The 26,706-nt window shown below is 40.0% G+C and carries 23 protein-coding genes and 2 pseudogenes; 15 read left to right on the top strand and 10 right to left on the bottom strand.

Going from position 1 to position 26,706, the window contains the following annotated elements; genetic code table 11:
• Positions 1–44 precede the first annotated feature (44 nt).
• Together ACT3S9_RS18815 and ACT3S9_RS18810 are read left to right on the top strand one after the other, a co-directional pair.
• A complete protein-coding gene (locus ACT3S9_RS18815; protein WP_441835932.1) occupies positions 45–272 on the top strand; it encodes a hypothetical protein in 228 nt (75 codons plus the stop codon).
• Between the two features lie 170 nt (positions 273–442).
• Positions 443–1,060, top strand: coding sequence for a LysE family translocator (locus ACT3S9_RS18810; RefSeq protein WP_441835931.1), 618 nt, complete (start codon positions 443–445; stop codon positions 1,058–1,060).
• 119 nt (positions 1,061–1,179) lie between these two features.
• Here the strand turns inward: ACT3S9_RS18810 and ACT3S9_RS18805 are convergent, their stop codons facing one another.
• The 4 genes from ACT3S9_RS18805 to ACT3S9_RS18790 all read right to left on the bottom strand — a co-directional run bounded on the left by ACT3S9_RS18805 (position 1,180) and on the right by ACT3S9_RS18790 (position 5,174).
• Complete coding sequence (locus ACT3S9_RS18805) at positions 1,180–2,046, bottom strand: EamA family transporter (RefSeq protein ID WP_441835930.1); 867 nt, start codon at positions 2,044–2,046, stop codon at positions 1,180–1,182.
• 173 nt (positions 2,047–2,219) lie between these two features.
• Entirely contained in the window at positions 2,220–3,794 is a 1,575-nt protein-coding gene (locus ACT3S9_RS18800) for a PepSY-associated TM helix domain-containing protein (RefSeq protein WP_441993065.1), read from the bottom strand.
• Between the two features lie 68 nt (positions 3,795–3,862).
• Positions 3,863–4,831 carry an IS30 family transposase gene (locus ACT3S9_RS18795; RefSeq protein WP_086959932.1) on the bottom strand — a complete coding sequence of 323 codons (969 nt, stop codon included), beginning with the start codon at positions 4,829–4,831 and terminating at the stop codon, positions 3,863–3,865.
• A 73-nt stretch (positions 4,832–4,904) separates the two neighbouring features.
• Complete coding sequence (locus tag ACT3S9_RS18790; protein ID WP_444751148.1) at positions 4,905–5,174, bottom strand: hypothetical protein; 270 nt, start codon at positions 5,172–5,174, stop codon at positions 4,905–4,907.
• A 381-nt stretch (positions 5,175–5,555) separates the two neighbouring features.
• Here ACT3S9_RS18790 and ACT3S9_RS18785 point away from each other — a divergent pair, with 381 nt between their 5' ends.
• The 6 genes from ACT3S9_RS18785 to ACT3S9_RS18760 all read left to right on the top strand — a co-directional run bounded on the left by ACT3S9_RS18785 (position 5,556) and on the right by ACT3S9_RS18760 (position 11,483).
• Positions 5,556–6,698, top strand: a complete 1,143-nt coding sequence (locus tag ACT3S9_RS18785) for a TonB-dependent receptor plug domain-containing protein (RefSeq protein WP_441993066.1) — start codon at positions 5,556–5,558, stop codon at positions 6,696–6,698.
• 76 nt (positions 6,699–6,774) lie between these two features.
• On the top strand, positions 6,775–7,080 hold the full coding sequence (gene tnpA, locus ACT3S9_RS18780) for an IS66 family insertion sequence element accessory protein TnpA (protein ID WP_013465796.1): 306 nt from the start codon (positions 6,775–6,777) through the stop codon (positions 7,078–7,080).
• Positions 7,077–7,430, top strand: a complete 354-nt coding sequence (gene tnpB, locus ACT3S9_RS18775) for an IS66 family insertion sequence element accessory protein TnpB (RefSeq protein WP_024605589.1) — start codon at positions 7,077–7,079, stop codon at positions 7,428–7,430. Before tnpA ends, tnpB begins: the two co-directional genes overlap by 4 nt.
• Positions 7,431–7,469: 39 nt before the next feature.
• On the top strand, positions 7,470–9,014 hold the full coding sequence (tnpC, locus tag ACT3S9_RS18770) for an IS66 family transposase (protein WP_443490041.1): 1,545 nt from the start codon (positions 7,470–7,472) through the stop codon (positions 9,012–9,014).
• A gap of 13 nt (positions 9,015–9,027) precedes the next feature.
• A complete protein-coding gene (locus tag ACT3S9_RS18765) occupies positions 9,028–9,963 on the top strand; it encodes a TonB-dependent receptor (RefSeq protein WP_441993659.1) in 936 nt (311 codons plus the stop codon).
• Between the two features lie 332 nt (positions 9,964–10,295).
• On the top strand, positions 10,296–11,483 hold the full coding sequence (locus ACT3S9_RS18760) for an iron-containing alcohol dehydrogenase (RefSeq protein WP_441835754.1): 1,188 nt from the start codon (positions 10,296–10,298) through the stop codon (positions 11,481–11,483).
• A 189-nt stretch (positions 11,484–11,672) separates the two neighbouring features.
• Here the strand turns inward: ACT3S9_RS18760 and ACT3S9_RS18755 are convergent, their stop codons facing one another.
• Entirely contained in the window at positions 11,673–12,413 is a 741-nt protein-coding gene (locus ACT3S9_RS18755) for a FadR/GntR family transcriptional regulator (protein ID WP_441835753.1), read from the bottom strand.
• A 447-nt stretch (positions 12,414–12,860) separates the two neighbouring features.
• On the opposite strand from ACT3S9_RS18755, the gene ACT3S9_RS18750 reads away from it, so the two are divergent.
• The 3 genes from ACT3S9_RS18750 (at position 12,861) to eda (ending at position 18,035) form a co-directional block, all read left to right on the top strand.
• Positions 12,861–15,116, top strand: a complete 2,256-nt coding sequence (locus tag ACT3S9_RS18750; protein ID WP_441835757.1) for a polysaccharide lyase 6 family protein — start codon at positions 12,861–12,863, stop codon at positions 15,114–15,116.
• A gap of 74 nt (positions 15,117–15,190) precedes the next feature.
• Positions 15,191–17,350 (top strand): heparinase II/III domain-containing protein, encoded by a 2,160-nt coding sequence (locus ACT3S9_RS18745; RefSeq protein ID WP_441835756.1) that lies wholly within the window; start codon positions 15,191–15,193, stop codon positions 17,348–17,350.
• Positions 17,351–17,423: 73 nt separating this feature from the next.
• Complete coding sequence (gene eda, locus ACT3S9_RS18740) at positions 17,424–18,035, top strand: bifunctional 4-hydroxy-2-oxoglutarate aldolase/2-dehydro-3-deoxy-phosphogluconate aldolase (protein WP_441835752.1); 612 nt, start codon at positions 17,424–17,426, stop codon at positions 18,033–18,035.
• Positions 18,036–18,215: 180 nt separating this feature from the next.
• Here the strand turns inward: eda and ACT3S9_RS18735 are convergent, their stop codons facing one another.
• Together ACT3S9_RS18735 and ACT3S9_RS18730 are read right to left on the bottom strand one after the other, a co-directional pair.
• Positions 18,216–19,202 (bottom strand): Gfo/Idh/MocA family protein, encoded by a 987-nt coding sequence (locus ACT3S9_RS18735; protein ID WP_441835751.1) that lies wholly within the window; start codon positions 19,200–19,202, stop codon positions 18,216–18,218.
• Positions 19,203–19,210: 8 nt separating this feature from the next.
• A pseudogene (locus tag ACT3S9_RS18730) lies at positions 19,211–19,579 on the bottom strand (DUF2431 domain-containing protein); the annotation flags it as partial.
• 79 nt (positions 19,580–19,658) lie between these two features.
• Between ACT3S9_RS18730 and ACT3S9_RS18725 the strand changes: the two are divergent.
• Positions 19,659–20,627 (top strand): IS30 family transposase, encoded by a 969-nt coding sequence (locus ACT3S9_RS18725; RefSeq protein WP_086959932.1) that lies wholly within the window; start codon positions 19,659–19,661, stop codon positions 20,625–20,627.
• A 27-nt stretch (positions 20,628–20,654) separates the two neighbouring features.
• On the opposite strand, the pseudogene ACT3S9_RS18720 reads toward ACT3S9_RS18725, so the two are convergent.
• From ACT3S9_RS18720 to ACT3S9_RS18710, 3 genes and pseudogenes are all read right to left on the bottom strand, one after another.
• Positions 20,655–21,095: pseudogene (locus ACT3S9_RS18720) on the bottom strand (Rossmann-like fold-containing protein); the annotation flags it as partial.
• 5 nt (positions 21,096–21,100) lie between these two features.
• Positions 21,101–21,472, bottom strand: coding sequence for a hypothetical protein (locus tag ACT3S9_RS18715; protein ID WP_441835749.1), 372 nt, complete (start codon positions 21,470–21,472; stop codon positions 21,101–21,103).
• Positions 21,473–21,529: 57 nt separating this feature from the next.
• The gene (locus tag ACT3S9_RS18710; RefSeq protein WP_441835748.1) at positions 21,530–21,949 is read right to left on the bottom strand and encodes a DUF3429 domain-containing protein; all 420 of its coding nucleotides are present in this window, start codon (positions 21,947–21,949) and stop codon (positions 21,530–21,532) included.
• Positions 21,950–22,195: 246 nt separating this feature from the next.
• Here ACT3S9_RS18710 and ahpC point away from each other — a divergent pair, with 246 nt between their 5' ends.
• From ahpC to ltrA, 3 genes are all read left to right on the top strand, one after another.
• Positions 22,196–22,765 (top strand): alkyl hydroperoxide reductase subunit C, encoded by a 570-nt coding sequence (gene ahpC / locus ACT3S9_RS18705; RefSeq protein ID WP_441835747.1) that lies wholly within the window; start codon positions 22,196–22,198, stop codon positions 22,763–22,765.
• A gap of 122 nt (positions 22,766–22,887) precedes the next feature.
• Entirely contained in the window at positions 22,888–24,465 is a 1,578-nt protein-coding gene (ahpF, locus tag ACT3S9_RS18700) for an alkyl hydroperoxide reductase subunit F (protein ID WP_441835746.1), read from the top strand.
• 808 nt (positions 24,466–25,273) lie between these two features.
• Entirely contained in the window at positions 25,274–26,548 is a 1,275-nt protein-coding gene (gene ltrA, locus ACT3S9_RS18695; RefSeq protein WP_086960535.1) for a group II intron reverse transcriptase/maturase, read from the top strand.
• Positions 26,549–26,706: the final 158 nt, after the last annotated feature.

The following is a 26,706-nucleotide window of genomic DNA, read 5'->3' as shown; positions in this document are numbered from 1 at the left end:
TTTTATATTAGGTAGTTACAAGAGAGTCACATATTAAAGAACCCATGGTTGAGCGCACTACAAATACTTATCAAGCTGCCTGCCATAGTGCAGCAAGTATGTTTAATTGTGCAATATCAACATTTAGAGTAAGTAAACACCGTTATTTTTGGCTGGACGATATTTTGGATTGTATTGAGCAAGCACAGTGCAATTATAAGGTAAACCGTGTACTTGAGCTATTGGCAATGAACTGTAAGCGGCAATCTATTGAAGAAAAATGTGAAAATTAATCGATTTAAGGTAGGAGTAAAGCGTTCACTAAACTATGAATAAGAAGTAGGTTCCCTTCAACAGTACAGATCGGTAAGTTTTTTATAGCCCAAAATCATTGAATGTAAAAAATTTATCTATAAGACTATCAATGTTATAAATATGCCACTATTTTAGATTGAGTTATTTTATGCCTGATTTAGCTATATTAGCTGTATTTATTCCGACCTTTTTCTTTGTTTCAATCACCCCTGGTATGTGTATGACACTTGCGATGACGTTGGGTATGACTGTAGGCGTTCGTCGAGCGCTGTGGATGATGGTCGGAGAGGTTATTGGTGTTGCACTAGTTGCCGTTGCTGCGGTTATTGGTGTCGCAAGCATCATGCTTAATTATCCAGGCTTATTTTCATTACTGAAGTGGTTAGGTGGCGCTTATTTAATTTATTTAGGAGTAACAATGTGGCGTGCAAAAGGGAATATAAACGCTAATGCGAGCCAACCACAAGATGTTAGCCGCAGCCATTTATTTAGCCAAGGATTTATTACTGCAATTGCAAATCCAAAAGGTTGGGCGTTCATGATTTCTTTACTCCCGCCTTTTATTGATGTGCAGTATAGCGTAGCTCCGCAATTGGCTATTTTAGTCATGATAATCATGCTCAGTGAATTTATTTGTATGATGATTTACGCCACTGGCGGTAAAAGCTTACGGGTATTTTTAGCTAAAAGTGATAATGTAAAATGGTTAAATCGAACTGCGGGTGTTTTGATGATGCTGGTGGGAGTATGGCTTGCATTTGGCTGAATTAATGAAGAAATCATGCTAAAACATTAGGTATGACTGATCGTCGACTTGGTTTAAGTAGCTCACTCCATTTAGTTGAGCTACTGTGACTTGATTTAAGCTTTAGTTGGTAGAGTACGTTATACCTTTTGCTTTCCCCTTGGGGACATTGAGCTGCCAACCGAGGCGACTATCACTAACAAAATGGCGAACCACTGCCAAATACTTAATAATTCACCTAATATAGCCAAACCTGCCAGCGCTGCGACGGCAGGCTCTAAGCTCATCATAATACTAAAGCTTTGTGCGGGCATATTACGCAGCGATACCATTTCTAATGTATAAGGTAGAGCGCTTGACATCGCGGCCACCAAAATACCTAGCGGTAATACCTCCCAGCTAAGCAGCGCCATCCCTTGATGAAAAGCACCATACGGAACCAAAACGAGGGCTGCAACACTCATACCTAGCGCCACAGTCATGCCCCCAGAGCCTTGATTACCGGTTTTTTTACCAAATAAAATATAACCCGCCCAGCAAGCACCCGCAGCTAGCGCGAGTATGACACCAATAGGATCTAAACTCTCTTCGCCAGACATATCAGGTAGTAATAAAATAATTCCGGCTATAGCACAGCCAACCCAAAATAAGTCACGTTTGCGTCGTGATGATAGTAACGCCACGGCTAAGGGCCCTGTAAATTCAAGGGCCACACCTACGCCTAACGGAATACGTTCAATGGCGTAATAAAAAAGGATATTCATGCCACCTAAGCTTAAGCCATATATGATTACTGGCAAACGCTGACCAAGACCTGGAAAGTCACGCCATGGTTTAAATACAAGGCATAAAATAACGGCAGAAAATCCAAGTCGCAAGGCTGTTGTGCCTTCAGGGCCGATAAGTGGAAACAATTGCTTTGCAATAGAGGCACCCGATTGTATGGTGACCATAGCCATGAGTACGCAGACTAGTGCAATAATAAAAGGCGGAATAACACGAGACATAGTTTTAAAAAGAATGAAAAAGATGACGATGGGCAGAGTGTACAGGCTAAAATAATAATTTAATATATTTGCGATAAGTGACACTGTAAAAGGTTGTACCTATAAGGCTCTGTTTTTAAACCGAGACCACCTCACCGTGATGCTTTCATTTTGAGGTGGCCTTAGTTTTAAGACTAATTGATTAACTCTAACTTTTTCGTATCAACAATCACTTTGTTTTTAGTGGACTTTTGCTTCAAATTCTTCGACATTAGGGCAAATATAACCGCAAATAGGGTCGCTGTAATATCAACCATATAGCCTTCATAATAAGGTAGTAGCGCAACGTTATTTATACCTTGAACAATGCTTGAGATAGGTAAACATGCCGTGATCAAGGCTAAGCCTGTAAGAATGCTATAACTCGCTCTATTTGTGCCTAGTTTAAAGGTGTAAGCAAGGGTGATAAAAAATACCAAATAATAGCAAAGCATATAATGGTTATTAATATTACCAGCTAATAAGTGTGACCATTTTGCTAATAATAACACTGCCGCAACGGCTAATATAGAACCTAAACACACTCCGATGGTCAACCTTGCCATCATCTGAGTACTGGTTTTACTCGCGTCCTTTTTCATACGTTTGTCTAGCCACAATAAATTACCGGAGTAAAAAAGGAATGCACCAAACAGGCCCATAATAAAGTAGCCCCAACGACCCCATTCACCTCCATATGTACCAAAATGCAACGAGAATAGGCTTGCTACAAAATTACCATAAAAGCTGTCTTCGCCTTGTGGGTATGTCGAGCCACTTATTTCTAGAGTATATGGATTCATAAACAAATAATCTGTGTCTGGTCCACGAACGACTGCAGAATCGTTACTCATTTTAAAGACTGCTGAAGGCGTTACTGTGTTTAGTCGACTGTAGCTAATATGAACGGGTTCATAGCCGGAGGCATAATTCTTAGCAGCAATGATTTGTGTATCAATACTTTTAATATCACTAATATTATAAGCGTGTGCAGCAGGCGGGGTGCGTTCAAACAGAGGTTTATCGCCATAGAACTGCGCTAATCCATCGCAAATTAAATCATGAAACGCAAATACCACAACGGTGAGTGCAATGATTAAATGAAAGGGCAAGCTGGCAATACCGACTAGGTTATGGCTGTCTAGCCAAAAACGGCTGGGCCCTTTTTCTTTACGTAATGCAAAAAAGGTTTTCGTTAAAGTCGGCAGTAAAATAATGACACCTGAAACAAGGGCTAAAAAATAGAGTCCTGCCGCTATACCTAAAATATAGACTCCTGACTGATCATGGCCAATTTCACCGATAAACCCTGCTGTGCGATGCAAGTAATCAATTAAATCGGCAAGTTTATGCTCTGCCTGGTCGGTAGTTATTAATTGGCCTTGCTGATCTAAATGAGCCGTTTGTATTTGGTTATCTAAATGCATGCCCCTTGCTTGGCCTTTTGTATACCAAGATAAAGGAGCGTCATGAGTGAGCAAATCCAGCTCAAATCCAGCATTCATCTGTTCGGGGTATTGTTCAACCGCTTTATCTATCAAGCTTTGGTAGTTTGCTGTGATAGGGGTTGTAACAGGTGCTTTGGTCGGCTCTGACCATTGCTGAATTTCATGCTTAAACATTGTTAGGCTGCCGGCATAAAACCCGATAAATAAAACCAAACCAGCAATAATACCTGTCCACGTATGCAGCCCTTGATAGGTACGTAAAATATCTGCTCTAACTTTCATAGCCCGCCCCGAAAAATATAAAACAAGCTATATAAAACAATCTTGAATTCAAGTATTAAGTGCAATCATTATGCAGCCACCAGAACTTCTGATTGCCCCGTAAATAATTCATGAGGGGTTTTATACCCTCTTGTTTTTCTTGGCCGATGGTTGAGCTTATCAACTGCCGCCTGTATCTCTGCTTCACTTAGCGCCATAAAGTCAGTTCCCTTGGGGAAGAAGCGTCTAAGTAAGCCGTTGGTATTCTCATTTATGCCCCGCTCCCATGATGAATAGGGATGAGCGAAATACACATCAGCTTCTAATTTTTGTGCAACATGCTCATGGTGAGCAAACTCTTTTCCATTATCTAACGTCACGGTAATAACCTTACCTTTATATGGTGTCATACACGTGATCAGCGCATCGGCTGTTATTTTCGCATGCTTGCTTTCAATTCTGTGAACGACTGTATATAACGTTTTACGTTCAACCATTGTGACAAGCGCATTTTTACGCCCTTTACCTATCACTGTATCGCCCTCCCAATCACCAATCCTAGACTTTGAATCCACAATACTTGGGCGTTCATCAATGCTGACTCGATTAACTATCTGTCCACGTTTATCATAGCTTCCATAGCGTTTTTTATACTTTTTACATGCACGAGTGAGTGTCTTATGTAGCTTGCCACCACGAGCCTTGTCTCTGTAAATATATTGATAAATTGTTTCATGATGTAAAACGACCTGTTTCTCTAAAGCTAAGCGGCCTGCCACTTGCTCAGGGGAAAGTCCGTCATGCAACAATTTATTAATCCAGTGAGTGACGTCCTCTGTTAACTTACTTGCTTTGAAAGATGACTTACGTCTTTGTTCAGCAAAGTTATTGGCTTGGTTAGGCCGATAGCCTTTAAGTCCTTTATTGCGTTTTAGCTCTCTAGAAATAGATGACGGTGAACGAGTTAGTTCTTCAGCTATCTGCTTTTGGTTATTTCCTGCTTTTATTAACGCGTAAATCTGGTATCTTTCTTCTTGTGTCAGCTGTTTATATTTCATTAAAGCAATTTCCTTTGGCGAGAAAATGGCCGAATTATAACAGCTGGCCATCTAATCTGAGAAATTGCACTTATTATCCGAATTTAGGAATGTTTAAGCTGCCTAATACGGCCCAAGCTTGCTTACTTGAATTAAATAAATAAGTAAAACTAAATATTGTTAACCACAAAAGTGGGATCATCCACATGTTAAATTGTACTTTATCTCTGGCATCTATCCCGCCTGCCCCATACCAAGCAAATAAAGCCATTAATATAAACGCCAAAGCTAAACCTAAAAAGCCACCGGCAAGTGATTTACCTAACCAGGTTGGTTGAATTTTTTTCCGTGTTTGAGCTGTCATTACCTTTCCTTATTTGACTTTATTAGGCTAGTAAACGGGATTATCATCAGCGCAAGCATTAGTATAAACCCACTGAAAAATATGGCTGCAGACGTAGTGAGCTCGTTAAATGACAAAATCACTGCCATTAATAAAAGAATAAAAGCAGGTTTCCTCCAACGCTTAGAAATAGGTGTCCTTAAAAGTTTTTGATGTCGATTACTACAATAAAGTAACGCACTTGCTAACAGTAGAGTGAGGATGACGGTAAGTAGAAACATAAGAGTAATTAGTTATGCTATTCTAAATGATAAGTAAACTCAATTGCAATAAGTGAATTCATGTGCTACTTTTTTCGCGCAATTTAACACTGTTTCAACTATATCAATAAAGGAAATAACATTGTCTGGCCTATTCAAACTCAAAAAACTTTCATTACTTATCTCGAGCTCTTTTTTATTGTTTCAGGGCCATGCCTTTGCGGATGACGACGAAACAAACCGTAAGTCAATGGATACCATAATCGTAACCGGTGAGAAAGTAGATAAAACACTTAAAGATACAATTACATCTGTTGCTGTTGTCGATCAATCTTTACTGGAAAATGGACAGTTATCATCTGTCACTGATGCGCTTGCAGATATGGCCAATGTGGTCGTGCTGACAGGATCTGTGCCTGATATGCGCGGTGTGTCGGGCAATGGTAGTGCAACAGGATTTAACTCGTTTAGCGGTGGGTCTAAAGCGAGAGTTTCAACGCTTATTGATGGTGTTAGCCAACCCTTTGTTGCTGATTTAACTGGGGATACAGGTTTATGGGATATGGAGCAAATTGCTGTGTATCGGGGCCCACAGGCAACCAGTAATGGACGTAATAGTATTGCCGGTGCGGTTTATATGACGACTAAAGCACCAACTCAAGACTTTGAAGGGGCGGTTCGTATCGGTTATCGCAACCAGGATAGTTACCTAGATACAGCAGCCGTTGTCTCAGGCGCACTTGTTGAGGACGTGTTAGCGTTTCGTTTATCAACTCAATATGTTGATGGTGAAACGTATAGTAACCCACCTGTATATGCAACAAACCCGACTGATCAAGATTTAAATAAATTAAACACTGCAAGTACACGAGTAAAACTACTTTATACGCCATTTGATGACTTATCAATTCAACTGAGCTACACAAACTACAGTGAAAAAGGGAACGCTGGACGACACTACTTTACAGGTGACAAACCTGAAGATTATATCCCGTTGTTTCAGCGTATTATGGATACTAGCTCTGATACAACACAAGTAGATTTTGAGTATAAAATTAATGATAACTACTCACTAGATTTACTCGTCGCATATATGGATTATGACTGGAGTTTTGATGGTTATGAACCACTTGAAACGGCAGAGTCTGATGTTGATATGAGGGAAAAGAATATCACTATAGACTCAAAGTTGAACTTTGGCTTAGCAAGTGATTTTTATTCAGGTTTTGTTGGTTTAGCGTATTTTGACCGTGATCAAGATTTTACCAGTGTAGGTGCAACGTAAGCGCGCAATTAAACCCACATACCAATATTAATGCTACCTATGCATAATTTACTCAGCATATTAACCTGAGGTAATTATGAATAAACAGCAAAAAATAAAACACTGGCAAGGCATTTTTGAGCAGCAAAAATCGAGTGGTTTAGCCATCATTCAATTTTGTCGTGATAACAACATTAACGCATCGACTTTCTATGTTTGGCGTAAACGCCTTTCTGACGAAACGATAAGGGTTAAAAAGCAACAGGTGATCCCGTTTGTTATTCATGAGCAAGCCTTTACACACCCTTCAATCATTAAACTCACCACACCAAACGGCTATCAAATAGACTTCGAGTCGACATTAGCTAACCAAACGCTAGCCAAATTATTGAGCGTACTGTGACACCTTGCACCCACCAAGTTTACTTGGTCACGGGATTCACCGACATGCGAAAATCAATCAATGGGTTAAGTATTATTGTCAGCGATACCCTATCTCTCGATCCTTTAAGCCAAGCGTGGTTCGTTTTTTGTAATAAACAACGCGATAAATTAAAAATTTTGTTTTGGGATACCAATGGTTTTTGGCTTTATTATCGTCGCTTAGAGCAAGGACGATTTCAATGGCCAAATCATGCTCAAGCACACGTAGCCATGGGGATTGAACAACGGCAGTTACAATGGTTATTATCTGGCTTACCGGTAAATAATAAAACCCGCCACTCAACTTTATCAGGGTTATCAGTGATGTAAATTAACCAGATCGTTTTTTTTACTTGAACGATCTTTCCCATGTGTCATGCTATTAAAATGCCAGACACTATTCTCATCACCGAACTACAAAATCAGCTTGCACTTATGCAGGCTAAGCTTGATGGCTTAGAAAAAGATAAAATTTCACTGCAAGAAGATAAGGTTGAAATGCAATCGCGGATTGACCACTTGCTTGCTGAGCTTAAGTTAAGTAAATCCCAAAAATACGGTAAAAAAAGTGAAAAAGCCCCACGGGGCACCTTCAATGAAGCGGAGCAGCATAAAACGACTGAGCCGCCTAAACACCATAAGAAAGGTAAACAAATACTGGCTGAGCACTTTGAACGAGAAGAGGTTGAGCACACCTTAACCGAGTTAACGTGTCAGTGTTGCGGTGAACAACTACATCAATGTGGTAGTGAAGACAGCGAGCAAGTGAAGATTATTCCGGCGAAAGTCAGTGTCATTAAGCACAAACAATTTAAATATGCTTGCAGACATTGCGAGCATGAACAATTGGCCAGTAAAATAATCACCGCGCCTAAACCCAAGCAGCCTATTCCTGGCAGCATTGCGAGTCCAGAAGCGTTATCGGCGGTTGTTACGGGCAAATACTGCGATGCCTTACCGCTTTATCGTTTCGTTGACATACTGGGCCGTGGCGGCCTTGAACTATCGCGCGGAACATTAGCTAATTGGTGTATTAAAGCGGGCCTGCTAATCAGCCCCTTAGTGGCAGCCATGCAACGTCACTTGCTTAGTGAGCACAGTTTATGTGCCGATGAAACCCGTACACAAGTCTTAGATGAAGGTGACAACCCTAGCAGCAATTCCTACATGTGGGTTTATCGCAGCAATGAGGTCAGCCGTGAGCCTGTCGTGATTTACGATTACCAAGCAGGTCGAAGTCGCGCTTGCGCAAAAGAATTTCTTGCCGGTTATCAAGGCTATTTACAGTGCGACGGTTACCGTGTTTATGACGGTATTGAAGGCATTACCCCTGTTGGTTGCTGGGCACACGCTAGACGCAAATATAACGATGCCTTAAAAGCAGAGTCGAAAAACAAAGGTCGAGCGCATAAAGCCATCAGCTTTATCAGCCAATTATATAAACTGGAAACCCACGCTAAAAACAAACAGTTATCTCCTCAAGCGCGGTATCAGTTACGACAAGAAAAAGCCTTACCCATATTAATGCACTTTAAAGCGTGGCTTGATGAAGCCGAAGGTAAAGTAACGGCGGGGAGTTATATTGGCAAAGCGATAAAATACACGCTTAATCAATGGCCGAAATTAATGCGGTATAGTGAAGATGGCGAACTAGGGATTGATAATAATATTACTGAGCGAGATATTCGGCCGTTTACCACTGGTAGAAAAAACTGGCTATTCTCAAAATCGGTTAATGGTGCTCAGGCCAGCGCGATACTTTATAGTATTGTGATGACGTGTCGTGCTAATGACATCAATCCGTATTACTACTTTGTGCATTTATTTAAAACGTTGCCGAATCGAGATGTGGGTGATGATGATTTTACCGACCTAATGCCGTGGAATGTGCAGCTAGACTTCGATTATAGCTAAGCGCACTGCTTAAATGCGCGCTTACGGTGCAACTGATTATTACGGCGATGACAGTAGTGATTCTTTAGCTGTTTATGGTGAAACTAGTTTCCACTTAAGTGAAAAGCTTATTTTAACTGGCGGTTTACGTATTGAGCGTGAAGAACAGTTGCGGGATTTCAATATGGCTTTCGCTGGTGACAGGTTTGTTGAGCAACTAGATAACGCAAATACCATCAAGCTACCGACGTTAGCTATTCAATATAAAGCTACCGATGAAACAACTTTATCTGCCAGTGCTCGGCGCGGGTATAATGCAGGCGGTGGCGCACTGGATTTTACTGCCCAAAACTATTACTACTATGATCAAGAGACGGTTAACACTTATGAAGTGGGCGCGCGTAGTGTATTAAATCATGGCGACACTAATATCAGTGCTAACGTGTTCTATAATAACTTTGATGGTTATCAAGCATTAAGTTCACAGCGTAAAATTACAAACATTGAAGATGCACACAGCTATGGTTTAGAGCTCGAAGCATACAGTATGCTGACAGAGCAATGGCAGTTACATGGGGCATTGGGCCTTTTAAAAACTAAAATAGATGCATCGCAAGATTATGCTGAAGCCGTAGGAAATGAACTTAACTCAGCGCCAGCATTTACAGCAAGTTTAGGCGTATCTCATTGGTTCACCGATAACTTTAAAGTGAATATTAGCGCAAACTATGTAGATGAATATTATGCAGACTTAACCAACACAGAGGAGCGTATTGCTGGTGATTACACCATCACGCGTGCAACTGTAAGTTATGACACCGAAAACTGGTTAATTAGTGCATATATTAATAACGCTTTTGACGAAAACGGCTATACAAGTGTTGAACCTGTAAGTGGAAGGTATCCGACAGGCTATGTTGCCGTCGTTAACCCACAAACGCTCGGTGCTTCAGTTACGTATCGTTTCTAATATAATAAACAGGTAAGAAGCTATCTTGCCTGTTTTTTTTGTTCAACGATTTTAATCCTTCCTATGACTTAATACTTAACCGGTAATCGTGCAAAAATAGTGTGAATACTTCAAAAAGCTAGCCCGCTTCATTTGTATATTTATAACATTGGTAATAGCGCTGTCAATTATTGGTTGACAATATTTAACTTAATTATTAACCTGTGTCTTACATCTTGGTTTACCAGTTGTCGTTAGCTGGTTTGTGACTGTTGCTCATTTTATAAATATAAAAAGTAGGTGCCAATGCTGAATCATTGCCTGTTGCAGCTAAAATTATCGAGAAAATTCAAATGAATCCATTTGAGTGGCACTTTCCTACCAAGCTAGTATATGGCCCCGGTCGTGTGAGTGAGGTAGGCCAGCGATCAGCGCAATATGGTCATAAAGCAATGATTGTTACTTACCTTCGTGGTAATGGCCTTGATAGCACGCTTGTTACAATAGAAAAGTCACTAAAGGATGCAGGGGTTGAATCTATTATATTCGCTCAAATTGAGTCTAACCCTCGTTCTAAAACCATTGATAAAGCCACTTCATTATTTGTCAGTAACCATTGCGATCTCGTTATCGCGTTGGGTGGTGGCAGTGTGATTGATGCTGCTAAATATATAGCTGCTACGGCTTTTTCAGGAGGAAAATGCTGGGACTATGTACTGAGTGCTAATAATACCTCGCAGCAGTACGGTGGTGCATATCCACTCATCGCGATACCCAGTATTGCAGCCGTTGGTTCAGAGGTTAATTGCAATAGCGTTGTGGTTAATTCTCATTCGCAAGAAAAAGGGGTTACGCGCTCAGATGTGTTTTTCCCAAAAGTGGCAATTATTGACCCTGCTATTCAGGCTTCAGTACCACTGCGTTTAACTCAAGACAGCTGTATAAGTATATTTTCGAGTTTATTAGAGCATTACTTAGCAAGCCCTAATGAATCTGAATTTGCTGACAGACTCACTGAAAGCATGATCTTGTGTTTGAAAGACAGCACCGAAAAAATTATATATGACATAGATAATAATGAAGTACGTGGCCAATTGGCGTTATGTTCCATTTTTGCATGGTCTGGCGTGCAAGCTTTAGGCAGGTTAAGTAAAGTGCCATTACAGTACCTTGAAATGCCGCTAAGCGCACGTTATGACCTGCCTTATGGTAGAGGTATGGTGGTGATCATCGTAGCTTATTTAGCGTTTTTTGCAGATGTTTTACCTCAGCGCTGGGCTAAATTAGCCAGACGTTGCTTTGGCGTAACAGAGCAAGATGACATTAAAGCCGCAGCCATGTTATCCGGTGAAGTTGCAAGGTGGTTTAAAAGTACACACTCTTATTTAACGCTAGGGGATGTGGGTATTCCAGATGAAAAATTTGAATTGATGGCTGAAGATGTCATGCGTTTACATGCAAACTCTGGTGAGCGTGCTGAATTAGGAACTCGCAGCATCACAAAACAAGATGTTATTGATATTTATAACTTATGTAAGTAGTTAACAAGATTCTTGCACATACTATAGATTGTTTTAAGGGTTCCTCTCACATTAAACCCTTTTCACAATACTGATAGTACGAGGAAACCAAACCCCCGCTAGGGGGTTTTTTCTTTCTATATCTTAGAGTGTTTTAAATGGTCGGGTTTAAATTATCTTTGAACGCGGTTAATAACACTCATTGTTAGATTAAAGGCTGGTTTTAACTAGACCATCGAGTGAATAAAGGCCACGTTTCTCACTGTTTTTACGTTTTATCTCTTCTAGTGCACGTGCTTCAACTGCGTCAAATAGTGCATTGATCAAACGGTTGAAGTGTTGGTGCATAGCTGAACGTGCAGCATTGGCATCATGATTAAGTAGCGCTTGGTATATAGCCGTATGTTCTGCCATCACACACTCATTATTATTATGACAGACACTGTTATAGTCAGCAATAATTAGCGGATTAGTTAAACGTAAATCCCATAAATTGGCTAAGGCAAATTCAAGCGCTTTATTGCGAGTCGAGCGAGCAATAATTTCGTGAAATTCCCGATCAGCCTGTTCAGCGTATTGCCCTTTAGTCATGGCTTGAAGGGTTTTTTCCATTTGAGCTAACTCATCATCAGTAATACTTTGCGCAGCAAGGGCTGCTATTTCACCCTCAATAAGTGCGCGCGCTTGAGTTAATTCAAATGCACTAATATCTTTTGATTTAATTGGTGGTTCTGGTGTTTCAATTACATAAACCCCTGAGCCTGTTTTAACCTCAACCTTGCCTCTAACTTCTAGTGCAATAATCGCTTCACGAATAGTGGGGCGGCTCACATCAAACATTTCTGCAAGTTCGCGTTCTGGTGGTAAGCGACTTCCTGGCGAAAACTCACCTTGATTTATCAACGATTCAACTTTATCAACAATACGCCAAAATAAACGACGGTTTCCCATTTTAGTACCTTTGTTGGCTAATTTAAGTAGACCAAATGTTAAGACCAAAGATTACAGTAAATGTAACCTCTGTGTCAAAAATGCATAAACATAATAGTATCAAAAAATAGTAGTGAAATTAATTATTTTCAATGTGTATGACCAATTTATTTTAAATTAAATTAATTGGTCATCTTGATTGGTAAGTTTGCTCGTGTTATTTTCATGTTTCTTCTTGTTATATTTTTATTCAGGAAGTGTTGCGCAATGTTGGTTGGGAAACCTGCCTAATTACGAATAAAGATAAAACACAGCATTAGGAACACACACATGATAATAAATACGATTGGTAAAATGCTAAAGCAACAAATACACCTGCATGGCAGTAAAAAAATGACACGCGAGGAAACTTCGCTACAAAATATGGTCATAGGAAACTGTCGTGCTCAAATTAAAGCTTTTGCTTTAATGGGCACTGCCTTAAAAGGTAGACGATTTATAAATACTTTTAAAGTGATTACATTGCTGTCATCACTATCGGTTAGCCAATGGGCTATTGCAGCAGATTACACTGTGTCTTCTGCTGAAGAGTATGAGCAGGTAGCTAAAAAGTTAGCGCCTGGTGATGTGGTGAATTTAAAAGATGGCGTGTGGCGTGATTTTGAAATTATATTCAGCGGCCAAGGCAGTAAAAATAAACCAATTACTTTAGAGGCTCAAACAAGTGGTAAGGTGATTTTATCTGGTTTATCTAATTTACGTTTAGCGGGAGAACACTTAGTTGTTAAAGGGTTGGTTTTTAAAGATGGTTATACACCGACTGGCGCCGTTATATCATTTAGAAGAAACAAAAAAGAATATGCCAACAACTCACGTGTGACCGAAGTAGTAATAGATAACTATAGCAACCCTGACAAACAAGAATCAGATTATTGGGTTGCTCTTTATGGAAAGAATAATCGATTTGACCATAGTTATTTAGCCGGTAAACGTAATAAAGGCGTAACCATGGCTGTGCGCTTAGATTCAGAGCAAAGTCAGCAAAACAATCATAGCATCGATCATAACTATTTTGGTCCACGCCCAGTGTTTGGCTCTAATGGTGGTGAAACATTACGTATTGGTACTAGCCATTACTCACTGACCGATTCATTAACTGTGGTTGAAAACAACTATTTTGAGCGTTGTGATGGTGAAGTCGAAATCATATCTGTGAAATCGGGTAAAAATAAGCTCAGAAACAACACTTTTTTTGAATCAAGAGGAACATTAACGTTACGCCATGGTAATGGCAATATTGTTGAAAATAATGTTTTCTTTGGTAATGGTGTTGATCACACTGGCGGTATTCGCGTAATTAATAAAGACCAAATTGTTCGCAATAACTACTTAGAAGGGTTAACAGGTTATCGTTTTGGTAGTGGTTTAACTGTGATGAATGGCGTTCCTAATTCAACTATTAACCGTTATCACCAAGTCGATAATGCAACGATAGAAAATAATACACTCGTCAATGTTAGTCATGTGCAATTAGCGGCAGGAAGTGATCAAGAGCGTTCAGCCGTACCCGTTAATAGTGTAATGCGTGATAACCTTATTTATAACGATAAGGCGACAGATGTCTTCACCGCGTTTGACGATATCAGCGGAATAAAGTTTAGTAATAACCTACTTAACAAGTCAGTAGAACCATTAACTGACTCTGGCTTCATTACAAAAAAAGTCACCATGCAACGGGCTGAAAATGGCTTAATGTACCCACAGAATGCTACAAAGAAACATGGTATATCGGCCGATTTAAAACCAACCGTTAAAGCACAAACTGGCCCTAGCTGGTACGAGAAAAAGCCAACATTTACTGAGTTTGATAGCGGTGAAAGTAAAGTAGTTAATAGTGCTGAAGGTGCATTGTTTTCAGCAATCAACGACGCTAAAGATGGTGATATTTTAGTCTTGCAGCCAGGTGAATATAACCTGATGAAAATCGCAAATATTGATAAAACCTTAACCCTGCGAGCGCAAAAAGTGGGGAGTGTAGAATTGTCATTTTCTCGTTCTACGTTATTTGAAATTAATAATGGCGGTTCATTAAAGTTAGTTGGCCTGAATATTACAGGTAAAAATAGCCCTGACTCAGCAGGAAATACTGCAATTCGCACAGCTAAGTGGGGTATGTATATCAATTACCGTTTAGAGTTAGATACGGTGAATGTTAAAAACCTTGATATTAACCATTCATTCCACTTTTTTGATTCTGGTAGTGGTGCATTCGCAGATGATATCAGCATCATCAATAGTCAATTTAGTAATATAACGGGTGATATTTTACGTCTTGATAAAGAGCGTGATGATTTAGGTATATATAATGCTGAATATATCAACGTATATCATAACCAATTTGAGAATGTTCAAGGAGCCATTGCAAATATTTATCGTGGTGGTACAGACGAGAGTACATTTGGGCCGCACTTTAACTTACAGGAAAATAACTTTAATAAAGTCAGCCTTGGAAAGCGTAATAAACACGGCACATTAGCATGGTTACATGGTGTGCAAGTGAGCAATATTAAAAACAATACCTTCAATGATACGGCAGCTATTCTTGTTGAACACACTGTTGGTGAGCCAAAAACGCAGATTAGCAATAATACATACGATGGTACGGCTAAGCCGAGCATTATAGAGCTTGTTGCGACAAAAAATGCTGAGAGTAAAAAGCCATGAAATACATCGACGTTATAATGAATCGTAAACAAAAATTAGTAAATAAATGGTTATTAACAGTAACTACCGCCGCTATGTTTTCAAGTGCGCAGGTAGCTGCAAATGAGCATCCTAATTTGGTACTTAGCCAAAGTGATGTAAAAGCAATGCGTGCAGCAACCACTGTACAGGGGAGTTTATTTAGTAACCGGTTTGATGAAGTTAAGCAACAAGTTGATGCTCAACTTGAACTGCCTATTATAGTACCTGTCCCTAAAGATGCAGGCGGTGGCTACACGCATGAGCGGCATAAAAAGAACTACCTAGAAATGCACCAAGCAGGTGTGATGTATCAATTAACTGGAAGCAAAAAGTACGCTCATTTTGTTAGAGATATGCTGTTTTCATATGCCGAACTTTATCCGAAAATTGGTTTACATCCTAAGCGTAAGAACCAAAATCCAGGTAAAATATTTTGGCAGATACTCAATGAAGCTGTATGGCTGGTTTACTCCATTCAAGCTTATGATGCTATTGCACCTGCGTTAAGTGCAAGTGAAAAAGCGCACATAGAAAATGACATACTGCGTCCTGTTGCTGCATTTTTATCAACTGAATCACCAGATACGTTCAATAAAGTACATAACCACGGCACCTGGGCTACCGCAGCCGTGGGTATGACAGGTTATGTATTAGATGATCAAGAAATGGTTGAACAAGCTTTATATGGCCTTGATAAATCAGGTAAAGGTGGTTTTTTAAAGCAGCTTGATGAACTGTTTTCTCCTGCAGGTTATTATACTGAAGGACCTTATTATCAACGTTATGCGTTATTGCCATTTATCACTTTTGCTAAAGCGATTGAAAATAATGAACCCAAACGCGATATTTTTGGTTACCGTGACGGGGTGATATTAAAAGCAATTCAGAGCACCATAGAGCTAAGCTATAATGGTTTATTCTTTGGGATAAACGATGCCATTAAAGATAAAGGTATTGATACCATTGAGCTAGTGCAAGGAGTTAGCATTGCTTATGGACTAAATCAAAACCCACAACTTCTCGATATAGCTAAACGTCAAGGTCGTACTTTACTTACCGGTGACGGTTTAGCAGTTGCTAACGCCATAGATGCAAATAAGGAACAGCCATATCAGTTTAATTCGAAGCTATTTGGTGACGGTAGTACAGGCGAAGATGGCGCTTTAGTTTTATTAAGAGCAGGTGAAGAAGACGACCAAGCCGTAGTATTTAAAGCTACTGCGCAGGGGTTAGGCCATGGCCACTTTGATAAGCTAAATTGGATCTTTTATGACCGTGGTAATGAGGTGGTTAGTGACTACGGCGCAGCACGTTTTTTAAATGTTGAAGCCAAGTTTGGTGGGCGTTACTTACCAGAAAATAATAGCTACGCTAAACAAACCGTCGCACACAACACGGTGGTAGTTGATGAAAAAAGTCATTTTAATGGCGAGGTTAAGGTAGCCAATAAATATGCACCAACCATTGATTACTTTATTAATGATGAAAAGCTCAAGTTAAGCTCTGCGACTATTGATACAGCATATCAAGGTGTCACGCTAACCAGAACGATGGGGCTGCTTGAAATTGATAAAAGCTTGCCCAGTATTGTTGTGGATATTTTTGATGTAAGCAGTGACAGCCCTCATCAATATGACTTACCAGTTCAATATAGTGGCCAGTTTATTCAAAGCAATTTTGATATTGAAAATAATACGACGCTACGCAAACCTTTGGGAACGAAAGCAGGTTATGAGCACCTTTGGTTAACGGCAAGTGCTAAGCCAGAAACTGATTTGGCTAAAGTAACGTGGTTAAATGACAATAATCATTTTTATACACAAACGAGTTTACTTAACCAACCTACATCGTTTTTATTTACGCAAACTGGAGCAAACGATCCAGACTTTAATCTGCGTCAGCAAAGTGCGTTTATTCAACGAGTGGATTCAGCTAAGAATCATCAGTTTATTAATGTGATTGAACCGCATGGAGAGTATAACCCAAGTCGTGAATATACATTACAAGCCACAAGTCGTGTTAAAGGATTAAGCAGTGAAAAAATAGGTGATATTCAAGTTCTTGAAATAACACTTATTGATGATCAAAAAATACTTCTTGCGATTAACCAAGGCAAGCTTGAAAAAGCTGAAAAGTCGTTTCAGTATAAAGATAAAACGTACTCATTAACGGGCCGTTATATGCTTATTTCACCAGCGAATAAAGTGAAATAATAGGGTTTAGTTCAATTTATATAAATGGTGGATGTATTCATTTCCACCATAATTATTAACCTGAGGAACAGTTATGTTGTTTTCTGATTATATGGATGGTCAAAAGTTATTACCGATCATTCAAACTGATTGCCCAAGGACGGGAATTTCAATAACCAAGGCAATGCAAGCCGGTGGTATAAATCTTGTTGAAGTGGTGCTACGTCATGACTCATCACTTGAGGTGTTAAGCAGTATTAAAGAAGCGTTTCCTAATCTGAAAGTGGGCGCTGGTACCGTTGTTGATAATAATATACTCGCTGATGCGCTTAGTGCCGGTGCTGATTATATCGTTACTCCTGCTGTAACACCGAAGTTACTTGATGCACTTTCACGTTGTGATGTACCTGTATTACCCGGTGTATCGAGTACCAGTGATATTACGCTAGCTCGCGAAGCAGGCTTTAAAGAGATGAAGTTATTCCCAGCGAACTTAGCTGGGGGAGTCGGCTTTTTAAACACGGTGAAAGCTGTCTTTAGAGATTGCCAATTCTGTCCTACCGGCGGAATTAATGACAAAAATGTACAGGAATTTTTAGCGCTTAATAATGTATTTGCTGCTGGAGGCACATGGGTGTCGGCTCAACAGTGGATTGATGATGGTAACTGGCAAGCCATTACAGATGCATGCCGAGCAATTAAATAACTTGTGAGAAGTTATGGGAGATCACCCTGTGGTCTCCCTTTTTAATTGTTTGCACAAATTTAGCCTCGTAAAACAAACACGCCTCTACTTTATGTTAAAAAACCTTTATAGCTATGCTCAGGCAACAGTTAACCTAACCATTAAGTTTTACACCTAATGGTTTTGGTGTTGTTAAAAAGGTTATTTATCGTTTGGATATATAACGCCTAATTGTTGCCTTGCGCTATCGAGTACAGTCATAACCTCGGTAGAAAGTTGATGAGTATTGACTGATGACTCAATTTGTCCGGCATTGGCGGCTTTTATAAAATGTTCAACTTCATGACGCATAAAGTGCTCGTTAAATGGCTGTGATAATTCTTCTACAGTGCCATTATTTCCAATAAACTGCATGCGCTTTAACTGTGATACGGCTTCAATACGAATGCGGCCTTTTTCACCTTGAATTTCGGTAAAGTTATCACCTTGTGATATTTTTGAGTAACTGATCACGGCTTGTTTGTCAGCATAATTAAGTAGTATATCGCCTGCACCATCAACGCCAGTTTCAAGTAATACGCCACTGGCTTGTATATTATTTGGCGCCCCCCACAATGCAATAAGCACATAAAGCGGGTATATGCCTAAATCAACCAACGCGCCATTGGCAAATTCGGGTAAAAAAGTATTGGGTCGCTCACCATTTTTATATTTATTGTAACGAGATGAGAACTGACTAAATTGACCAATAAATTTTCGCGGAGTGCCTATTTTTGCAAGCGCTTCTTTAAGAATAGCAAAGTTAGGTAAGTGCGTGGTCATCATCGCTTCCATATATAAACGCTGATGTTGTTTTGCTGCGCTTATAATATCGCCTAATTCGTGTGAATTAGCGGCTGCGGGCTTTTCACCCAGTACATGCTTTCCAGCTTTTAAGCAGCTTAGCGCATACGTTTTATGTAAGCTATTAGGTGATGCAATATACACAGCATCAACATTATCATCTTTACACACTTGCTCAATACTGGTGAATATTTTCGCGTTATTTAAATCATGTTTTTGCAAAAATGCATGACCAGTTTGTTCTTTACGAGAGCATACGCCGTACAAACTAAAACTGTCGACTGTTTGTGCTGCGCTAAGTAGTGTATCGCTAATAAAGTTTGTGCCTACGATTACAAAGTTCATGCTATCTCCTAGTTTGATTGGTTACTTAGCCATGTTTGCCAGTCTTGTTCGAACTGTTGCATTTGTTGATGCTTTTTACTGCGCAGATGTTTTTCTTTATCTTCTGTGGCCATATAAGGGCCGACGCGGCACAAAACGCAGTAATTTTCTGATAAGTAAGGGGGTTTAGTTAACGTATGTTGTAAATTATGCGTTGCTTTAGAGCTAAATACATAGCTTATACCGCTGGTGTCTTTTACATGTTTATCGCGATCTACGTTGCGCACTTTATAGCCAGGGAATTGGTTGATATCAAATGGCATCTGACCTAAATAGCTTACTGCTAACCCCTGATTCAAACTTCCTTCAATATTCCATTCTCTATATGGCCTAAATTCGGATAATAAGTGCAATTTCTCAGATTAGATGGCCAGCTGTTATAATTCGGCCATTTTCTCGCCAAAGGAAATTGCTTTAATGAAATATAAACAGCTGACACAAGAAGAAAGATACCAGATTTACGCGTTAATAAAAGCAGGAAATAACCAAAAGCAGATAGCTGAAGAACTAACTCGTTCACCGTCATCTATTTCTAGAGAGCTAAAACGCAATAAAGGACTTAAAGGCTATCGGCCTAACCAAGCCAATAACTTTGCTGAACAAAGACGTAAGTCATCTTTCAAAGCAAGTAAGTTAACAGAGGACGTCACTCACTGGATTAATAAATTGTTGCATGACGGACTTTCCCCTGAGCAAGTGGCAGGCCGCTTAGCTTTAGAGAAACAGGTCGTTTTACATCATGAAACAATTTATCAATATATTTACAGAGACAAGGCTCGTGGTGGCAAGCTACATAAGACACTCACTCGTGCATGTAAAAAGTATAAAAAACGCTATGGAAGCTATGATAAACGTGGACAGATAGTTAATCGAGTCAGCATTGATGAACGCCCAAGTATTGTGGATTCAAAGTCTAGGATTGGTGATTGGGAGGGCGATACAGTGATAGGTAAAGGGCGTAAAAATGCGCTTGTCACAATGGTTGAACGTAAAACGTTATATACAGTCGTTCACAGAATTGAAAGCAAGCATGCGAAAATAACAGCCGATGCGCTGATCACGTGTATGACACCATATAAAGGTAAGGTTATTACCGTGACGTTAGATAATGGAAAAGAGTTTGCTCACCATGAGCATGTTGCACAAAAATTAGAAGCTGATGTGTATTTCGCTCATCCCTATTCATCATGGGAGCGGGGCATAAATGAGAATACCAACGGCTTACTTAGACGCTTCTTCCCCAAGGGAACTGACTTTATGGCGCTAAGTGAAGCAGAGATACAGGCGGCAGTTGATAAGCTCAACCATCGGCCAAGAAAAACAAGAGGGTATAAAACCCCTCATGAATTATTTACGGGGCAATCAGAAGTTCTGGTGGCTGCATAATGATTGCACTTAATACTTGAATTCAAGTGGTTTTACATCTTTAGAGGTAATATAAATCAGCATTTCGCCGCGCTTGTCCAAAGCAAACTGATGAGCATGCTTCAAATATAAATGTAATAAGGCGCGGTTGAGTACATTCATTGAGGATCGCTGGGTGTTATTGCGAAACTCAGTTTCTCCTTTAAAGGCGGGAATAAGTGGAAACTGAAAAACAACCACGTCAAATTTTTGCTCATCAAGGCGCTGCCAACTTATAGGGTTAGTCACATCAAATTCAGTAAGTACAGTGATGCCTGTAGCTCTTAATTTTGCTAGTTGGTTATCAGTATATTTTTTATTAATGGTGGCTTCATCATCATAAGTTGAAGCAACCAATAACGCAGGTTTTAAATGGGTCATAATAGCATTTGAAAACGATAAATCGCCATCACCTACGGTTAAAACACGCCATGCGGGGTTCAAATACATAATAATTAATTAGTGTTTTCGACAGAGCTGGTCTCAATGGGCAATACACAAAGTGCTAAACGTGTTTTTAACCCTTCAATAGCAATTTGTTTAAAAAACAAATTAAAAGTAATTAGTACAGCAAAAACAATGTGGATAGGGCCATGAGTGAACCCCGCTTCTGGGTCATAAAGCGATAAACCAAACAATAAAAACATGACTGCTAAGATGACTTTAATTAGCTGGTTAGAATAAAAAGAAAGCTGACCGTCACTTTTGTGATCTTTTTTTAAGTGGATTGCACAAAAAAAAGGGATCACTTTAACTTTAAAGTGGCCGTGTTTCTCAACATAATTTTCACCTAAGTAGTCAAGTTTTTTGCGCAGTTGATCAATCATAATATGTCCTTAAAAAGCGAAGCAGGGATATTACATTAATACACTTAAAAGGGCGAGTTAGTCTGGATAAATACTGATACCGATAACAAAAACATGGCATACAAAAACAATAGAGGTTAGTACTAAGCGCATTTTTTTATAATCAGCGTGGTAGCCTTGCCATTGTGGTGTAGATTTTTCAAATAATAGTACTTGCCAAAAACTAACCGCTAACCAACCTAACAGCCAAGGTGTAGGCAAAAAAGTGATAAAACCTAGTGGCATAATAGGCAGCACAGCTTTAATTGCATCACGATGGCTTTGCGCACCAGCATGCCACAAGTTACCCGCCATAAAACCAAGGATCGCGATACTATAAAAAGTAAAAAACTCCATACTGAAGTTGTTATTTCCGGTGATCAATGGCCAGCCAAGAGACCCTAAAAAAGGTAATAAACCGATGTAACCCAATTGAATATGATTGACAAACTTTTCCATAATGACACCTCTATTACTTGCTATAGGGCAAGTATACCAGTTTGTAAATAAAAACGATGATATTCATCATAGGTTTAGACCGTTATTACTGTTTATAGATAATGATACGAATTTATATCATAAAAATCGATTGAAGTAATCTAAACGTTCTGTTTTTTAAAAGTGTTAAAAAGCCTTATTGTATTACTCAAGCCAACGCAGAGGTCTGCGTTGTTTATACTTTAAATACCATAAATGAGGAATATTATGAGCACTTCATTAATTAATACAAAATTACAACCTTTCAATGCAACAGCCTATCATAATGGTGATTTCGTTGAGCTTTCAGAACAAGACGTGCTGGGTAAGTGGTCTATCTTCTTTTTTTACCCAGCAGATTTCACCTTTGTATGTCCTACTGAATTAGGTGATGTTGCAGATTTTTACACGCAGCTACAAGAAATGGGTGTAGAAGTTTATTCAGTATCAACTGATACGCATTTTACACATAAAGCATGGCATGACACTTCAGACACCATTGGTAAAATCCAATTCCCAATGATTGGAGACCCAACAGGTCGTATTACACGTAACTTCGGTGTAATGATTGAAGACGACGGCCTTGCGCTTCGCGGTACATTTGTAATGAACCCAGAAGGTGAGATAAAAGTAATCGAAACTCATGATCTAGGTATCGGTCGTAGTGCTAAAGAACTTCTTCGTAAAGTGCAAGCGGCACAATATATTGCTGAACATGACGGTGAGGTTTGTCCTGCATCTTGGCAGCCAGGTGAAGCAACATTAGCACCTTCACTAGACCTAGTCGGTAAAATCTAAATTTACTAAAGCGTAACTGATTGCGCCTTGTCTAGTCGTTTACTGTTAGGCAGTAAGCCCACAAGCACATTAAATTAATTAGCTGATTGTGGGCTTTTATCTTTTTAAATAAGGGTTCAGCCATGTTAGATACAAACATAAAAAACCAATTAACAAACCACTTTGCGTCAATAACAAGTCCTGTTGAGCTACTTATCGCCTTGGATGACAGCAATAAATCAGCAGAAATAAAAAACTTAGCCAATGACTTAGCGTCATTGAGCAACAAATTTACGGTGCGAGAAAATCCAGATCACAACGCAAGGCGTCCATCTATGGTTGTTTCTTCACCTATTAATCAGACGCAAATAACGTTTGCTGGTGTGCCTATGGGGCACGAGTTCACAAGCTTAATTTTAGCGTTATTGCACACCGGCGGACACCCGAGTAAAGCTAGTGAAGTAGAGCTTGAACAAATTAAATCATTAAAATCGCCATTAAATTTCGAAGTGTATATTTCGTTAAGTTGCCAGACATGCCCACAAGTCGTACAAGCCCTTAATTTAATGGCTGCGCAGAATAATAATATTACAGCAACCATGATTGATGGCGCTTTATTTCAAGACGAAGTGAACGAACGTAATATTTTAGCGGTGCCTGCTGTTTACTTAAACGGTCAATTATTTAGCCAAGGTGCGATAAGCCTAACAGATATTTTAAATAAGGTAGATACAAAAGCCTCAGCACGACAGGCTGAAAGCTTAAACGATAAAGACGTATTTGATGTTCTTGTCGTCGGTGGCGGTCCAGCCGGTGCATCAGCGGCTATTTATGCGGCCCGTAAAGGCTTAAATACGGGAGTCGTTGCCGAACGGTTTGGTGGGCAAGTGGCTGATACTTTAGCCATAGAGAACTTTATTTCTGTGTCAGCGACACAGGGACCAAAGTTGGTCGCGCAACTAGAAGAGCACGTCAAAGAGTATGATGTTGATGTAATGCAAAACCAGCGAGCGGCTTCTTTATCGAAAAAAGATCACTATCAAATTACTTTAGACAACGGTGCAGTATTAAATGCAAAGTCGGTTGTACTTGCAACTGGTGCACGCTGGCGAGAAGTGAACGTGCCAGGTGAAAAGCAATATCGAGGTCATGGTGTTGCATATTGTCCGCATTGTGATGGCCCCTTATTTAAAGGCAAAGCGGTTGCTGTTGTCGGTGGGGGGAATTCAGGCATTGAAGCCGCAATTGATCTGGCCAATATTGTTGAACACGTCACGGTACTTGAGTTTGCTGACACACTACGTGCAGATGAAGTCCTTATTCGCAAAGTAAATAGCCTCTCTAATGTGACTATTATTAAAAATGCACAAACAACAGACGTTATTGGTGATGGCAAGCGAGTAACAGGCCTTACCTATATTGACCGTGTTTCTGGCGAAACCAAAGATATAGAATTGGCGGGAGTTTTTGTTCAAATAGGTTTAATTCCAAATACTGAATGGCTGAAAAATAGTGATGTCGAACTAACCCGTTTTGGTGAAATTGAAATCGACAACAAAGGCGCAACTTCATTACCAGGTATTTATGCTGCGGGGGATGCGACAACATCCGCATTTAAGCAAATTATTATTGCTATAGGCAGTGGAGCGACAGCAAGTTTAGGTGCTTTTGATTACTTAATTCGTAACAGCGACCCACAAAGTGACAGGGAAATTGCTTAAAGACTCTTGATTAAACAGTTGTACACCCATGACTGTTAATCCCCAAGCCACCTTTTTAAGGTGGCTTTTTTTGTTTGCCCAGCGAAGCTGGCAAACCCGATAGGCTGAAAGATGCCTTATCACCCTGACTAAGGGGAAGATAATCTGAATGGCAAGGGCGTCACTGGCCAACGGTGGGGTCTGAAGGAAGCCATAAGAAGTTAGAGGTACACAACTAACCGTAACCTGTTTCGGCAGTATTGGTGGGTCAGCGTGCAAAATAGCGCAACGCCCTATACTTAGTCAGACCAATACTGTGCTTGAGGGTGGGATTTCTAACAGGGAGCCAGTGCAGTAACTGGGGAAGCCTGGCATCTAAACTTAATGAGAGTAAGTGGCCTAAATTCAAGGTGAAAGCCAAGATTTAGTGTCGGTGTGAGGTGGCAGATGAACCCGTAGTAGTGAGTAAGGCTAGGCCGATGAAAGCCAGTAATGGTGTGGAGGGGAAAACCAAGCCGACCATCAACATTATGTTTGATGGGGTCAACTTTAGCCAAAAGCTTTAATTGATTGCGAAGGGGGGAAGTATTCTTTAAGCGTATGAAAGACGGGAACTTTTGTTTATCGGCTCACAAGTATTTCGACGGAAATAGCCAAAATATGACGGCCAAACAGGAATGTAGACGCTGAGAATTGAAGGGCGAGCAATGGAGTAATGACTGACCACTTAGGCAGATTGCCAAAAAAGGCTAGCACACCTAATGTCATCATGAAGAATCAGCGATAAGTAGAGTGACACGAGCAGACATACCGCAAGCAAAGGCAGAAAATGACAGTTTACTACAGCTTGTACGGACAATTATTAGACATTAATAACCTGTACAAGGGATTCAAAAAAGTGAAAGCAGCTAAAGGAGCGGCCGGAATAGATAGGCAGACCGTAGGCGCATTCGCCCTGAATTTAGAAGCAAACTTAAAACAACTGCAACTTGAGCTGCAAACCAAGCAATATAGGGCACAACCTGTCAAACGGGTGGAAATACCCAAAGATGATGGCGGTGTCAGAATGCTAGGTATCCCCGCAGTTCGAGACCGAATAGTGCAACAAACACTATTGAACATACTCCAACCGATATTCGACATCGACTTTCACCCATCGAGTTATGGGTATAGGCCGAAACGAAGCTGTCATGACGCTATCAGTAAAGCAAGTGTATTTATCCGTAAATACCATCGCGACTGGGTCGTAGACATGGATTTGTCGAAGTGTTTTGACCTGCTTGATCATGCTTTGATAATTAGGAGTGTTAGACGCAAAGTGACGGACGGTAGTATTTTAAAACTGATTAATCAGTTCTTAAAAAGCGGAGTAATGATAGGTGAACACTGGGAGGCTAGTACGATAGGAAGCCCACAAGGTGGCGTAATTAGCCCGTTATTGGCCAATATCTACCTAGATGCTTTCGATCAAGAAATGAAAAAGCGTAATCACCGAATAGTGAGGTATGCAGATGATATCTTGATTTTGTGCAGCACAGAAAAAGCAGCGCAAGAAGCACTTAAGGCATCCACCCAGATACTAGAGCGAGACTTGAAATTAACCGTGAACCAAAATAAAACCCATATTGCTCATAGCAGCAAAGGAGTGAAGTTTTTGGGAGTAGAGATAGGTAGCCAGTGGACACGGATACAAGCATCAAAACTCATCGGGTTTAAACAAAAAGTGAAGCAATTAACAAAACGTAACGGCGGCATAAATTTAGCAGAAGTAATAAAACGGCTAAATCCAGTTGTGCGCGGTTTTGTAAATTATTTTAGTATAGCCAATTGTAAACGAGAGCTAAAAGCCTTGGCAGGTTGGATCAGACGAAGACTAAGGGCAATACAGCTGAGGTTGTGGAAGAAGCCATCAAGGCTACATCGACGACTAAAGCAGTTAGGAAAAAAGCCACCGTTTAAGTTCATTAAGATGAACTCGTGGCGTAACTCACTAAGCCCTTTATCTTGTGTATCGATGCCAAACCAATGGTTTGAGGAGCTTGGTTTATATCCAATAGAAAAAGTGAATACGGGATGGCTTGCTTTATCGGCGTTTAGGAAATAAGTTGATAAAATGTGAAGGGTACAGGAGCCGTATACGAGGTCCGTACGTACGGTTCTGTGAGAGGGATGAGGCATAAGCCTCACCCTACTCGATGTTCCGCTAACAGCATAAGTTATTAACTACAGATAACAGTGTAATCTTTAACATTTTAAGAGGGT

It is taken from the genome of Pseudoalteromonas sp. AOP31-A2-14 (genome assembly GCF_052378035.1).
Lineage (GTDB): Bacteria > Pseudomonadota > Gammaproteobacteria > Enterobacterales > Alteromonadaceae > Pseudoalteromonas.
The sequence above is the reverse complement of the archived record's forward strand: the minus strand, read 5'-3'. Positions and strand labels throughout refer to the sequence as shown.